This window comes from Rhodococcus sp. ARC_M12, from assembly GCF_022810385.1.
Taxonomy (GTDB): domain Bacteria; phylum Actinomycetota; class Actinomycetes; order Mycobacteriales; family Mycobacteriaceae; genus Rhodococcoides; species Rhodococcoides navarretei.
The window spans coordinates 81,126-94,545 of the sequence record NZ_JALGQI010000012.1; the positions used below are offsets into that span (position 1 = coordinate 81,126).

At 64.8% G+C, this 13,420-nt stretch carries 12 protein-coding genes; 4 read left to right on the forward strand and 8 right to left on the reverse strand.

Features of this window, described 5'->3' with window-relative positions; all coding sequences use genetic code 11:
- Window positions 1-42: 42 nt before the first annotated feature.
- Complete coding sequence (locus tag MTX35_RS16390) at window positions 43-1,239, reverse strand: DUF885 domain-containing protein (RefSeq protein WP_243596005.1); 1,197 nt, start codon at window positions 1,237-1,239, stop codon at window positions 43-45.
- Between the two features lie 123 nt (window positions 1,240-1,362).
- On the opposite strand from MTX35_RS16390, the gene coaA reads away from it, so the two are divergent.
- Entirely contained in the window at window positions 1,363-2,298 is a 936-nt protein-coding gene (coaA, locus tag MTX35_RS16395) for a type I pantothenate kinase (protein ID WP_243596079.1), read from the forward strand.
- Between the two features lie 50 nt (window positions 2,299-2,348).
- On the opposite strand, the gene MTX35_RS16400 is transcribed toward coaA, so the two are convergent.
- Complete coding sequence (locus MTX35_RS16400) at window positions 2,349-3,131, reverse strand: isoprenyl transferase (protein ID WP_121873590.1); 783 nt, start codon at window positions 3,129-3,131, stop codon at window positions 2,349-2,351.
- Between the two features lie 132 nt (window positions 3,132-3,263).
- Here MTX35_RS16400 and MTX35_RS16405 point away from each other — a divergent pair, with 132 nt between their 5' ends.
- The gene (locus MTX35_RS16405; protein ID WP_243596006.1) at window positions 3,264-3,929 is read left to right on the forward strand and encodes a hemolysin III family protein; all 666 of its coding nucleotides are present in this window, start codon (window positions 3,264-3,266) and stop codon (window positions 3,927-3,929) included.
- A 39-nt stretch (window positions 3,930-3,968) separates the two neighbouring features.
- On the opposite strand, the gene MTX35_RS16410 is transcribed toward MTX35_RS16405, so the two are convergent.
- From MTX35_RS16410 to mca, 3 genes are read right to left on the reverse strand one after another with little or no spacing between them, the layout of a single operon-like run.
- Window positions 3,969-5,978 carry a thioredoxin domain-containing protein gene (locus tag MTX35_RS16410; RefSeq protein WP_243596007.1) on the reverse strand — a complete coding sequence of 670 codons (2,010 nt, stop codon included), beginning with the start codon at window positions 5,976-5,978 and terminating at the stop codon, window positions 3,969-3,971.
- Window positions 5,978-6,250, reverse strand: a complete 273-nt coding sequence (locus tag MTX35_RS16415) for a hypothetical protein (RefSeq protein ID WP_243596008.1) — start codon at window positions 6,248-6,250, stop codon at window positions 5,978-5,980. Before MTX35_RS16415 ends, MTX35_RS16410 begins: the two co-directional genes overlap by 1 nt.
- A complete protein-coding gene (gene mca, locus MTX35_RS16420; RefSeq protein WP_243596009.1) occupies window positions 6,247-7,122 on the reverse strand; it encodes a mycothiol conjugate amidase Mca in 876 nt (291 codons plus the stop codon). Before mca ends, MTX35_RS16415 begins: the two co-directional genes overlap by 4 nt.
- Before the next feature lie 104 nt (window positions 7,123-7,226).
- Here mca and MTX35_RS16425 point away from each other — a divergent pair, with 104 nt between their 5' ends.
- Both MTX35_RS16425 and greA read left to right on the forward strand, forming a co-directional pair.
- A complete protein-coding gene (locus tag MTX35_RS16425) occupies window positions 7,227-7,667 on the forward strand; it encodes a DUF4307 domain-containing protein (RefSeq protein ID WP_243596010.1) in 441 nt (146 codons plus the stop codon).
- A gap of 225 nt (window positions 7,668-7,892) precedes the next feature.
- A complete protein-coding gene (gene greA / locus MTX35_RS16430; protein WP_032394210.1) occupies window positions 7,893-8,387 on the forward strand; it encodes a transcription elongation factor GreA in 495 nt (164 codons plus the stop codon).
- 72 nt (window positions 8,388-8,459) lie between these two features.
- Here greA and MTX35_RS16435 read toward each other — a convergent pair whose 3' ends face one another.
- Genes MTX35_RS16435 through MTX35_RS16445 form a run of 3 tightly spaced genes read right to left on the reverse strand, consistent with a single transcriptional unit; the run spans window position 8,460 to window position 13,406 of the window.
- Window positions 8,460-9,254, reverse strand: a complete 795-nt coding sequence (locus MTX35_RS16435) for an ABC transporter permease (RefSeq protein WP_243596011.1) — start codon at window positions 9,252-9,254, stop codon at window positions 8,460-8,462.
- Entirely contained in the window at window positions 9,251-10,219 is a 969-nt protein-coding gene (locus tag MTX35_RS16440) for an ATP-binding cassette domain-containing protein (RefSeq protein WP_243596012.1), read from the reverse strand. The genes MTX35_RS16435 and MTX35_RS16440 overlap by 4 nt, the downstream gene beginning before the upstream one ends.
- Window positions 10,220-10,274: 55 nt before the next feature.
- Window positions 10,275-13,406 carry an arabinosyltransferase domain-containing protein gene (locus tag MTX35_RS16445; protein WP_243596013.1) on the reverse strand — a complete coding sequence of 1,044 codons (3,132 nt, stop codon included), beginning with the start codon at window positions 13,404-13,406 and terminating at the stop codon, window positions 10,275-10,277.
- Window positions 13,407-13,420: the final 14 nt, after the last annotated feature.

Consider the following 13,420-nt stretch of genomic DNA (forward strand, 5'->3'; position numbering starts at 1 on the left):
CAGGAGTCTCCAAGGGACAGCAGAGTAAGGGGCTATGCCAGTTTACGAGACGCGCAGTGCACCGGGTGTCAGTGGCTCGTCGAGCAGCCTGCCGAACAGTTGCGCGCGCGCACTGGTCGTCTCACCACGGTCGAGCCAGCCGGCGAGCAGCTTGTAGCCCTCGACGTAGGTGCTGATGTAGGCGCGCCAGAGCGGGGAGGACAGAAACCGCAGGCTGTGCCGGGCCCGCTGGGGTGATGCCAGTGACCATCTCTCGAGGTACGCAGCCACGTCGTCCTCGCTCTTGTGCTGATCGTGAAGCAGCAGCGCGGCGTCCTGCCGAACCCCCAACAGCTGGCTCGACGCGGCCGCGAGACGCTCGGCCTTCTCGCCGTCGAATCGCAGCCCCAGATCGGCGTAGATCTCCTGCGCCCACAGACCCCATCCCTCGCCGACGATGGCCCCGAGGGCGTGATCGGCCAGCCCCTCGGCCATCAGGCACTGCGGAGTGTTGACCACGAACAGCGTCTGCTCCAGCTGCCCTGCGCCGACCAACCCGGTCTCCTTGCGGCAATGCTCGGTGTGGTGTCCGGGATAGGACTCGTGCGCGATCAAGTGCGGCAGGTTGGCCATCTGCTGTTCGATGTCGGAGTTTATCGCGACGGTGGACTGGAAGTCGCCGAGGTAGTAGTTAAAGCCGGACCACGGCTTGTCTCCGACGACCTCGTAGGTGACTTTCTCGGTGTCGGGCAACGTGTATTCGGCGCGAACCCGGTCGCGGAGCGCGGACGAGAACGCCTCGACGCAGTCCTGCAGTCGGTCGGCCGGAATCACGTCGGCGCGGCGATGCGCGATCAACCGTTCACCGAGGGAACCGGGACCGGCAAGGACCTCGTCCATCTTGCGATGAGCCTGCAGGTACTGGTCCTGATCGCCCGGAGCGATGCGGACGTCGAAGTAGGAGTACACCTCGTCGACGAATCCGATGTCCTCGCCTGCGAACTTGCGCGCCGAGCATTCGAGAGCGCGCAGGTGAACGTCGAGGAACGTCGTGCGCTCGGGTGTCAGGTCGACGTTGCCGAGCTCGGCGCGCAGTGTCTGTGCTCGACGGATCAGCTCACGCGGCTCGGGCGCGGGGGCGTTCTCGGTGGTGCGACGCAACTCGGGATCGCCGGTGTACGCGTCGACGAATCCGTCTTCGAGCCGGTCGAAACTCAGGCCCAGCAGCAGGTATTCACGAACGAGGGAAGCAGCATCCATATCCGAACCCTAGTACGGCGAACGACCCCGCCCGTGCGTGACGGACCGGCACCGAGCACAATCGGGAACCATGCGACTCGCGCTCGACAGGAGCTCAGCCGATTCCTCTGCAGCTCCGATCAGTTGGAGCCGTGCGTGAGCGAGTCCAGTCCGTACGTCGAGTTCGACCGTGTGCAGTGGCGCACGCTGCGCCAATCGACGCCCCTGGTGCTGACCGAGGAAGAACTCGTCGGCCTGCGCGGTCTCGGTGAACAAATCGATCTGGACGAGGTGGCCGAGGTCTACCTGCCGCTCGCACGATTGATCCACCTCCAGGTCGCGGCTCGGCAACGGCTGTTCGCCGCGACCGCGACGTTCCTCGGCGAGAAGCACCCCGACCGTCAGGTCCCCTTCGTCATCGGTGTCGCGGGCAGCGTCGCCGTCGGTAAATCGACGACGGCCCGTGTGCTGCAGGCACTCCTGGCTCGGTGGGACCATCATCCGCGGGTCGATCTGGTCACCACCGACGGATTCCTGTATCCGACGGCCGAGCTCATGCGTCGAGGCATCCTGCATCGCAAGGGATTTCCCGAGAGTTACGACAGGCGCAAGCTGCTCAGATTCGTCACCGAGGTCAAGTCCGGGGCCGAAGAGGTGGGCGCTCCCGTCTACTCGCACGTTTCGTACGACATCGTCAAGGGCCAGTATCACATGGTCCGGCAGCCCGACATCCTGATCGTGGAGGGGCTCAACGTATTACAGACCGGACCGCGGTTGATGGTCTCGGATCTGTTCGACTTCTCGATCTACGTCGACGCTCGGATCGAGGACATCGAGAGTTGGTACGTCAAACGCTTCCTGGCGCTACGCAAGACGTCGTTCACCGATCCGTCCTCGCACTTCCATCACTACGCCGGCCTGTCCGACGATCACGCGCAGATCGCGGCCGAGGATCTGTGGCATTCGATCAACCTGCCGAATCTCGTGGAGAACATCCTGCCGACGCGACCGCGAGCGACGATGGTGCTGCGCAAGGACACCGACCACGCGATCAACCGGCTGCGGCTTCGTAAGTTGTAGATCCATGTCGTGAGTGGAAATTCGTAGCAGGCTACGAATTGCCGTGCACGTCAGATGCCGAAGCGTCGGTGTCTGGCGGCGAAGTCACGTAGCGCGCGCAAGAAGTCGACGCGACGGAATTCGGGCCAGTAGGCCTCGGTGAACCAGATTTCCGAGTACGCGCTCTGCCACAGCAGGAAGCCGGAGAGTCGCTGCTCGCCCGAGGTGCGGATGACGAGATCCGGATCGGGTTGGCCCGAGGTGTAGAGGTGGCTGCCGATTTCATCGACGTTGATCGAGGCCACCAATTCGTCGCCGCTGACGCCCTCGGCGATCTTCTCGCTCACCAGGGACTGCACGGCGTCGGCGATTTCCTGCCGACCGCCGTATCCGACGGCGACGTTGACGTGTGTTCCCGACCGACCCTCGGTGAGCGCAGCTGCTTCCTTGAGTCGACGCGAGGTCGACGCGGGCAGCAGATCGAGGGTGCCGACGAGTTTGACGCCCCAGTTCATCTCGGGTCCACAAATCTCTTCGACGACATCGGTGATGATGTCGAGCAACGAATCCAATTCGTCGGCGTCGCGGCGGAGGTTCTCGGTGGAGAGCAGGTAGATGGTGGCCATCTCGATCCCGGCGGCGTCACACCAGCCGAGCATCTCGGCGATCTTCAGGGCCCCCATGCGGTGCCCGTGCGCGACGTCGGTGAACCCGTTCTCCCGCGCCCAGCGGCGATTGCCGTCGCACATCACTGCTACGTGACGCGGGTGCTGAACTCCTTCGAGCTGGCTCAGCAGACGCCGCTCGTACACGTTGTAGAGAACGCCGCGGACCTTCTGCGGAATGATCACCACTGCTTCGTCACCGCTGCTCTCATCACCACGAAGGATCACCTTACGCCGACGTCTGCGAGCCGGTCGCCGGTACAGTAGCGTCGGAACCTACGGTTGCGTAGGTTCAGCGGACGGCACGGGAGGCAATCTTTCATGACGATGTTCGGACTGGACGAGATACCCGTCAAACCTCGCATGCGCGGCTGGATTCACCTGTACGCGTTCGGCGTGGCAGTGGTGTGCGCGATCACTCTCGTCACGCTCGCGTTCAGCATGGTCTCGGTCAGTGCGGGTGTGGCCGTGAGCGTGTATTCCATCACCGTCTGCGGCGTGTTCGGGGTCAGTGCCACCTATCACCGTGTGCACTGGAAGACCACGGCGTCGCAGATCTGGATGAAACGCGCCGATCATTCGATGATCTTCCTGTTCATCGCAGGTAGCTACACCCCGTTCGCCGTGCTGGGTCTGCCCGCCTCTACCGGACGCACGCTCCTGATCGTCGTATGGGTCGGAGCCCTGGCCGGGGTGGCCCTGAAGATGTTGTGGCCCACCGCTCCCCGATGGGTCGGGGTACCGCTGTACCTGATTCTGGGCTGGGCCATCGTCCCGGTGGCTCCGACGCTCATCGAGCAGGTCGGGTACGCACCGTTTCTGCTGCTGCTCGTGGGTGGGATCTTCTACAGCGTCGGGGCGGTGCTGTATGCCACCAAGTGGCCCAACCCGTGGCCGACGACATTCGGCCATCACGAGTTCTTCCACGCGGCAACCGTATTGGCGGCAACGTGCCACCTGGTTGCCGTGTGGCTCGTCCTGTTCTGACGACGCGTCCCAAGGGCTCCGAACACCACCTCGGCGACGTCACTTCCGCAGTGCGAGAGCCAGATCGTCGGCTGAGGTCACGGGACGGTCGCACACGAAGCCCCGACATACGTACGCCGTTTCCAGGCCGTCGACGGGCGGACGATCCATCAACAACACGGACGAGTTCGTCACCCCGGCGACCACCACGGAACCACCCGGAACCGATGCCCGGACGGCGGAAAGCAGGTCCCCGCCCGGTGCCGTGGACACCGCAACCTGAATCGGACCGCGAACGGATGCTTCGGCGACGGCCAGCCAGTGTCCGCCGGACCTGGGCGCGCGTTCGAGAATCGACGCCGATCGTGCCAGCGACGCACCCGCCAGCTCGCCGTAGCGCGCCGAGGACGTGTGATCGACCAACGCAGCTGCAGTGAGCAGCGCCTCGGCCATCGTGGAAGCACCCGACGGCGTGGCCCCGTCGATCGGGTCACGCGGCCTGGTCACGAGGGTCTCGGCGTCGTCGGCGGTGTCGAACCACCCGCCGGCATCGTCGGGGTCCGCGAAGTGCTCGATCGCAGCATCGATGACCGACGTCATGCGCTCGATCCACACTGCGTCTCCGGTGGCCTGGAACAGCGCTGCCGCGGCGACCGCGAGACACGCGTAGTCCTCGAGCACGCCGGTGGCCTCGCCGACTGCGCTGCCGAGTGAAGCCCGACGAATCCGACCCGCCTCGACGTGACGGGCGAAGAGTTGCTCGCCGCATTCGACCGCCGCGTCGACCCACCTCGGGTGCCCCAGCCCGGTGCCTGCCTCGACCAGTGCAGTGATCGCCAAGCCGTTCCACGCGGTGACCACCTTGTCGTCCCGGCCCGGTTGCGGCCGCGTTGCGCGGGCGGCCGACAGCGTGCTGCGCACCCGGGCGAACCGGTCGTAGTCCTCGGGTTCGGCAGGCAGCTGCAGAACCGACATGCCGGCCTCGAACGTGCCTGCGGAATTCACCGCGAACAAGCCGGCGGCCCAGACGCCGTCCTCGAAGCCGAGGGTCTCGATCAGCTGCTCCGGAGTCCACGCGTAGGTCAGACCCTCGATACCTTCGGTGTCGGCATCGAGTGCCGATGCGAAACAGCCGTCGGCCGTGCGTAGTTCGCGGAGCATGAACTCCGCAGTGTCCGACGCAACCCGCCGGGCGAGCGGATCGTCGTCGACCCGAGCTGCGTGGGCGTAGAACCGCAGCAGCAAAGCGTTGTCGTAGAGCATCTTCTCGAAATGCGGGACGACCCATTCCGCGTCGACGGAGTAGCGCGCGAATCCACCGCCGAGCTGGTCGTAGATGCCCCCACGCGCCATGGCCGACGCGGTGCGACGAACGACGCCGAGTACCTCGTCGTTGCCGGTGCGCTCGTAGTGTCGGAGCAGACCCTCGAGCAACGCGCCGGGTGGGAACTTCGGTGCCCGGCCGAAGCCGCCGTAGGTGGTGTCCTCGTCGGCGCAGATCGCAGAGACCGAGGCCGCCAATGCGTCGGCGTCGATCGGTCGTCCGCCGGCGGGCACGCCTGTGCTGTGCTTGCGCAGTTCGGTCACGATGTCGGCGGAGGCCTCGAACACCTCCTGTCGCCGCGTCGCCCAGGTGTCGGCGATCGCGGTGAGCAACTGCTGAAACGACGGCATGCCCTGACGCGGGGCAGGCGGAAAGTACGTACCGCAGTAGAACGGTTCGGTGTCGGGGGTGAGGAAGCACGTCATCGGCCACCCACCCTGACCGGTCATCGCGACGGTGGCGTTCATGTGCACCGAGTCGAGGTCCGGTCTTTCCTCACGATCGACCTTGATGCACACGAAGTGCTCGTTCATCAGCGCCGCGGTTGCCTCGTCCTCGAACGATTCGTGTGCCATGACGTGGCACCAATGACACGCCGAGTATCCGATCGACAGCAGAATCGGAACATCGCGATCGCGCGCGGACTGCAGAGCCTGCGGGCCCCACTGCTGCCAGTGCACCGGGTTGTCCGCGTGCTGCCGCAGATAAGGGCTGGTGGACTCACCCAGGGCATTGGCGTCGAGCATCAGGTCTCGTCGGGGACGGCGGGTTTGGGTCGATTCCGTTCCGATGGGGCCGCATCCGCTATACCGCCACGATCGGTGCCCTCGTCCAGCGCCTGATCCAGCGTCGGATCCTCCTGCTCGAACGTGGCGGGCAGACGCTTGATCTTCTTGTTCATCGACCAGATCAACAGTGCCGTTCCGACCAGCAGTGCCACCAGTATCACCAGACCGATCGGCGAGGACTTGCCGAACTCGGGGCCGGTGGGCTGCTGGGCGAGGATCGAAACGATCATTTGTCGGTCTCTTCTATTCCGGCGAACAGGTCCGTCTCGGGCAGCGACGTCGTGACCCGAGTGCGTGCCAGTTCGAACTCCTCGGTGGGCCACAACTTGCGCTGCACGTCCAGCGGCACGGCGAAGAAGGATCCGTTGGGATCGATCTGCGTTGCATGCGCCCGCAGGGCGTCGTCGCGCTGATCGAAGTGATCACCGACGGTGACCTGCGTGGTGATACGACCCATGATCTCGTCGCGCTGGCCGTCCCACCGCTTCAGCCAGTCGACGAACGGGCTTTCTTCACCGCGGTCGATGAACCAATCGTGGAAGAGCTGCATGCGCTTACGGATGAACCCGTGCGAGTAGTAGAGCTTGAGCGGAGTCCAGGGCTCACCCGCATCGGGGAAACGCTCGGCGTCTCCTGCTGCCTCCCACGCCGCCATCGAGACCTCGTGGCACCGAATGTGGTCGGGGTGGGGATAGCCGCCGCGCTCGTCGTAGGTGGTGATGACGTGGGGCTTGAACTCGCGTACCACCTTCACCAGGGCCTCGGTCGAGACCTCCAACGGAACCAAGGCGAAGCAGCCGTCGGGCAGCGGTGGCATCGGGTCGCCCTCGGGCAATCCGGAGTCCTCGAAGCCCAGCCAAGTCTGCTGCACGCCGAGGATGCGGGCAGCCTCGGCCATTTCCTCGCGTCGAACATCCCGGATGCGCTCGTGCACGCCGGGAATGTCCATCGCCGGATTGAGGATGTCTCCCCGCTCGCCACCGGTGAGGGTCACGACCAGAACATCGTGTCCTTCGGCCGCGTAGCGAGCCGTTGTCGCAGCGCCTTTGCTGGATTCGTCGTCGGGATGGGCATGTACTGCCATGAGCCGCAGTCCGGACACGTTCTTCCTCACCTCGGATTCGCCTGATTCTTGCCTGCCCCTATAGTTCCACCTGACGCCGACAGGCCCCCAGCGGCACCCCCGAATCGATCCCGAGAGCGGCCATGACCAACGCACTTCCCGCAGGTAGATACCCGTCGGGTTCCGGCCCCAGCGGTATTCGGCAGGCCCCGAAACGTGCGACGAAGATCGCATTGGTGGCCTTGGTCCTGCTGGTCGGGGTGGGCGTGGCCTATTACGCGTACAGCAAGTTCTCGGTCAAACCGATCGAGGGCAGTCAACTTTCGTTCGACATCGTCGACGACTCCACGATGTCGATCCGTTTCAGCGTCACCCGACAGGACCCCGAACAACCGGCCGTGTGCATCGTCCGTGTTCGCTCACGCGACGGCTCCGAGACCGGCAGGCGTGAGCTGTACATTCCACCGGAGCCCAGGTCCACCACCGTGGAGCTGACCACCGAGGTGACGACGTCGGCTGCCCCTGCCGTCGGCGACGTCTACGGCTGCAGCCTCGATGTTCCCGATTATTTACGAGCCCGATAGGCGAACTGCCTGTTCGTGGTAAGGTCAGGTCATACACGGCCACCGCAGTAGGTGCCGTGTATTGCTGCATTGCGGGCAGGGTTCACCTGCGAACGATGACGACGGCTCCAGGATGTGGGCCGACCAAGGGGATCCAACCATTGGAGTCCCCTGTTCGTTGCGTGCCCTACCTGCTCAGAGACCGGAATCCGAACTCGAGATTCCGACTACGAGGGAGTGATCGAGATGACCGAGACCCAGGTGACCTGGCTTACCCAGGAATCACACGACAGGCTCAAGAGCGAACTCGACCAGCTCATTTCCAATCGCCCCGTCATCGCCGCCGAGATCAACGAGCGTCGCGAAGAGGGCGATCTGAAGGAGAACGGCGGCTACCACGCTGCGCGCGAGGAGCAGGGCCAGCAGGAAGCACGTATCCGCCAGCTGCAGGAGCTGCTCAACAATGCGAAGGTCGGCGAGGCACCCACTCAGTCCGGCGTCGCCCTGCCCGGGTCCGTCGTCAAGGTCTACTACGACGGCGACGAGTCCGACACCGAGACGTTCCTGATCGCCACCCGCGAAGAGGGTGCCCGCGACAACAAGCTCGAGGTGTACTCCCCCGCGTCACCGCTGGGCGGATCGCTCATCGACGCCAAGGTCGGCGACACCCGCGAGTACACGCTGCCCAACGGCAAGACCATGAAGGTCACGCTCGTCAGTGCGGAGCCGTACCACACGTAGGCCTTCGCTCAGAAGACGCAAAAGCACCCCCGGCCGCCGAGCGACCGGGGGTGCTCTTCTGTCCGGATGCTGTCAGGCGGTCATCGTCTTCTGGTACTTGCGTACCGAGAGCGGCACGAACACCACGAGCATCAACACGACCCAGATCAGCGTGTAGAGCACAGGGTTCTGCAGTGGCCACACCTCCGGCGGCGGTGCCATCGGGTTGGTGTTGCCGAACTGCTCGCGTACCGCCAACGTCACCGACGAGATCGGGTTCCATTCCGCGATGGTCTTGAGCAGGCTCGGAAAATTGTCGATCGGGACGAAGGTGTTGGCGATGAACGTCAACGGGAAGATCACGATGAACGACGCGTTGTTGAAGATCTCCGGGGAACGCACCGTGAGTCCCACCAGCGCCATCACCCACGAGATCGAGTACGCGAACAGCAGGAGCAACACGTAGCCGAGCAATGCGTCGAAGAACGAGGACGTGATGCGCCAGCCCACGATGAGTCCGGTGATCGACATGATCGTGATGGTGACGAGGTTGTTGCCCACATCGGCCGCGGTGCGCCCGATGACGACGGCCGACCGCGCCATCGGCAGCGACCGGAACCGGTCCATGACGCCCTTCTGCAGATCCTCGGCCAGCGACGACCCGGTGAGGGAGGCCCCGAAGATCATCGTCTGCACGAAGATGCCGCCCATCAGGAAGCTCTTGTAGTCGATGCCGGGTACGTCGATGGCACTGCCGAAGACGTAGGCGAAGAGCAGCACGAACATGATCGGTGACAGCATCGCGAAGAACAGCAGATCGGGAACTCGCTTGAGCTTGATCAGGTTTCGCTTGGTGATGATCGCGGAGTCCAGGAAAACGTTGCTCATTTCTCTTCCTCCGCCGTCTCGGGCTCGCCGGTGGTCTGACCGGTCAAGCTCAGGAACACATCGTCGAGGTTGGGCCGCCGCAGTCCGACGTCGACCACGTCGATGCCCGCCGCGTCGAGCTGAGCCAGGGCAGTGGACAGGTCTTTCGAGCCTCCGTTGACCGGCATGACGATCCGGCCCACCTGTTCGTCGAAAGTAGGTGGCTCGACGCCGATCGGGGCCAGGATCTGCATCGCTCGATCTACTCGAGATCGATCGGTGAGCACGAATTCGACTCGCTCACCGCCGGTTTGAGCCTTGAGCTCGTCCGCCGTACCGCGGGCGATGATCTTGCCCTTGTTGAGCACGATGATCGAATCGGCCAACCGGTCGGCCTCTTCGAGGTACTGGGTGGTCAACAGGATGGTGGTGCCGTCGCGCACGAGGTCTGCGATGAACTCCCACATGGTGATTCGACTGCGCGGATCGAGTCCCGTGGTGGGTTCGTCCAGGAAGACCACCCGCGGCCGACCGATCAGGCTGGCCGCGATGTCGAGTCGTCGACGCATACCGCCCGAGTACTGCTTGGCCGTGCGATCGCGTGCGTATTCCAGATCGAATCGCTCGAGCAGTTCCCCGGCTCGCTTCTTGGCCTCCGCTTTGCGCAGTCCGAACAGCCTGCCGACCATCTCGAGATTCTCGTATCCGGTCAGATACTCGTCCACGGCCGCGAACTGGCCGGTCAGTCCGATCGTGCTGCGCACCTCGTTGGCCTGAGTCGCGACGTCGAGCCCGAAGATCGTGGCCGAGCCCGATGTCGCCTGCAACAGGGTGGCGAGAATCCGGACTGCCGTGGTCTTTCCTGCACCGTTGGGGCCGAGCACACCCAACACCGTGCCCTCGGGAACGGTGAAATCGATCCCGTCGAGCGCGACGTTCTTTCCGTACCGAAGTACGAGATCCTCTACTTCTATAGCGTTCGCCATTGCCCTGTCCCCGTTTCTCTCCTGGTCGGTGTAAGGACTTCCGAACGCGTAGAGATTAACCGGTCTTGATCGGACCGGGCGTCCACAGACCCGAACGCTTGACCTCTTCGGCTGTGATCTGCGCCGCTTGCGCCGAGTCGTCGTACGGGCTGTACTGCTCGATCGATCCCCAGTCGCGGTCCCAGTCGCCGGACAGATACGACGGGATGGTGCGGGCGGAGGCCACGATGTCGATCCACCCGAGCGGACCACCGCCGAAATGGTCCTGCCACGCGTTGGTGATGACGGCACCGCTGCGATCCGGCAACACCCGGTACTGCGGAACTTCGGCGACCCCGAGGCGGTGCTCGAACGGACGCTGGCACGGGAAATTGAAGCCGACCTCCCAGTCCAGCAGCACCGGAGCGTCACGGCCGACGACTTCGTTCAACGTCTGGGTGCGCGGAACCCGCGGCGGGGTGACCGCCAACCATTGGTCGGGATCACGATCGTCGTCGGTCAGCACGAGCCGAACAGTGTTGGTGCCGGACGGAATCAGCTCCATGGGCACGCGCAGGTTGCGCCACGACGGCGTCGGGCCGATGTCGATGGGTGTCACGCGACCCTGCGCCCGGCCGTCGACTCCGTACTCGAGTTCGAGGCTCTGCCCGTAGGTGACGATACCGTCGGAGTCGACCGAGCGGATGCGTCCGGCAGCGGCGATGGAGATCAGGTCGCCCGGATCGGACGGCAGCGCGTACCAGCCGGTCGTCAGCGTGGCGGGGGTGTCGGATCCGAACGAGCCGAGCACCGGAACGGCTGCGGGATCGAGGCCGTACGGCAGTGCGCTGCCGCCGGTTCCGGCTCCGGTGGTCGACGTCGGCTGCTGTTGTTCGTCGGTATCGACGGTGTTCGAGGTGCCCGACGCCGAGGACTCCTTGTCCGCGGTGAGGTCGCCCGCCACGCCATCGGGGGTGAACCCATCGTTGTCGGCACCCAGGGCGGCGAAGGCGTCCCCGCTGACCGGTTGCAGCACATCGGCATTGGGGTTCGTCTCGAGCAACACGTCGTTCGCCAGACCGCACGTGTTGCCGGCCAGCGCCGACAGGTTCGATTTGGCGACCGAGTACGACGGCCATTGCGCCACAGCACCCTTGGCCATCGACGCGACGGCCACCAGCACCATCAGAGCGGCCGCGACAGCGACAGGCGGTACCGACCACCAGCGCGCCATCGGTCTGTCGACGCGCATGTACGGCGCGCGGAGATGGAACCAGACGGCTGCGAGCAACAGCAGCAAGGTCAGGCCGAGGAACATGGTCGAGATACCGAGACCGGCAACGAGGATCGGCTTGTCCCAGAACGGGACTCCCCACGCCGAGACGTACCAGTACCCGTTGGTTCCGGTGAACGCGACGGCCATCAGGAACGATACGGCGGCGGCGAACAACAGTCGATTGCGCCGCGATCGCAGTACCGCCGCGCCGGTCGCCACGGCTGCCAGTACCGCCACCGATGCCGCGAGGCCGGCGAAGACACCGAAATGGTGGGTCCACTTGGTGGGGGTGATCATCATCAAGGCCATCGCCCCGACGGTGATGCCGACGATGCGCCGTCCCGGACCCGTTGCGGTGCCGGGAATCTTGCCGCCCTTGCGCAGCATGGCAACGACCACCGCGATCAGCGAGACGATCATCACGAACACTCCGAAGCGGCGCGCGAGCGAGCCGTCGATGTCCATGTTCATCAGCCACTGGTAGCGCAGATACTCGTCGAACCAGGCCTGGCTCGGCCCGACCGCGGTGTGCACCCGCTGCATCTCGAGCATGCCCGCCACGGTCTGGTTGCCGAACGCGAACACCAGCACCACCGTGCCCGACGCCACCAACGGGGCGAGCAGCGTCGCCGCGCCCAGTGTTGTACTGCCGAACTCGCGAGCGCGGGCGACGACGATCTGCAGCACCGGCCTGGCTCCAGCGATGAGCGGAGCGAAGCAGATGAAACCGGAGGGTCCGTGGGTGACCGTCAACGCCGCGATGAGAATAGCCGCGGCCGCGGGCAGCAACCTGCGCGTTGCGATGGATCGCTCCACCGAGCACCACGTCAGCAATACTCCGAGCGCTACGAACGGTTCCGGGCGCAGGCCGTTGTTGTACGGCAGCCAGAACGCGAGCAGCACCAGCCCGCCCGTCCACAGCGCGGTTTTCGAAGCGCGAGCGGCGGCACCGAACCGAGGTATCACCTCGCGACTGATGACGAGCCACGCGACGACCGCGCAGATCAGCGTCGGTAGTCGCATCCAGACACTGGCCGTCGAGACGTGCGCCATGAGTCCGAACATGTCGTACAGCGGTGTCCCGAACGGTGTCTCGGGCACACCGAAATAGCGGAAGTAGTTGGCCATGTACCCGGCGCTGTCCGCCGTGCGCGCCATGCCCAGCTGGTAACCGTCGTCGGAGGTGTTCGCGCCGATGAGATGCCACACCAGCAGCGTCCCGATCACCACGGCATCGGCAGCGCCGAAGGTCCACCATCGACGCGGGAGGAAGCGTCGGGCACGTCGGCCGTCGGACAGGTCGAGGCGGTGCAGTGCCACCAGAGAGATGCCCGTGGCGAGTACGCCGACGATCATCGCGAACCACTTCAGCGCGCTCGGGGTCGACGAGAACCTACTGTCCAGCTCGGCCTGCAGCTGCAGACCGGGAATGTTGCCCTGAAGATCGCTGAACACTCCGACCAGCTGTGGCCGAAGATCCCCCTCGCGCGTCACGGTGTCTTCGCCGGTCAGTCCGACAGTGGTCGTGGTGCCGTTCGAGGTGATCGTCAACGAGCAATCGCCCGCAGTCGATGGGCTCAGTTCCGAGACCGGCTTCTCGAGGAGAACCGAATCACGCAGCGTCACCTTCAACTGCGACGCCTCGCCTTCCGTCACTTCTGCGACAAGGCCGTATCGATAGGCGTCGGGCGATCCTTCGGGCGAGGTCGACAGCAGCAGCCCGCCGTCGGAGAGCTGATCAGCGGCGACACACGGGACCGTCGCGTCGACGCTGATCGGGGTGTAGCCGACGAGTGGAGCCTCGACATTGCCGATCGTGTCCGACTGTGGCCACGTCAGGGAGGACTGCTGCTGCTCGATCGGCAACAGCGGTATCGCGATCGTCAGCAGAATTCCCAGGACAGCGGAGACGATCGCGACGAGCCGAGCCATGCAAATATCTCCCA

Coding starts and splice junctions, on each gene's coding strand:
- greA (WP_032394210.1), top strand. CDS start 7,893: ATGACCGAGACCCAGGTGACCTGGCTTACCCAGGAATCACACGACAGG.
- MTX35_RS16435 (WP_243596011.1), bottom strand. CDS start 9,254: ATGAGCAACGTTTTCCTGGACTCCGCGATCATCACCAAGCGAAACCTG.
- MTX35_RS16405 (WP_243596006.1), top strand. CDS start 3,264: ATGACGATGTTCGGACTGGACGAGATACCCGTCAAACCTCGCATGCGC.
- MTX35_RS16410 (WP_243596007.1), bottom strand. CDS start 5,978: ATGCTCGACGCCAATGCCCTGGGTGAGTCCACCAGCCCTTATCTGCGG.
- MTX35_RS16425 (WP_243596010.1), top strand. CDS start 7,227: ATGACCAACGCACTTCCCGCAGGTAGATACCCGTCGGGTTCCGGCCCC.
- MTX35_RS16445 (WP_243596013.1), bottom strand. CDS start 13,406: ATGGCTCGGCTCGTCGCGATCGTCTCCGCTGTCCTGGGAATTCTGCTG.
- MTX35_RS16390 (WP_243596005.1), bottom strand. CDS start 1,239: ATGGATGCTGCTTCCCTCGTTCGTGAATACCTGCTGCTGGGCCTGAGT.
- MTX35_RS16415 (WP_243596008.1), bottom strand. CDS start 6,250: ATGATCGTTTCGATCCTCGCCCAGCAGCCCACCGGCCCCGAGTTCGGC.
- MTX35_RS16440 (WP_243596012.1), bottom strand. CDS start 10,219: ATGGCGAACGCTATAGAAGTAGAGGATCTCGTACTTCGGTACGGAAAG.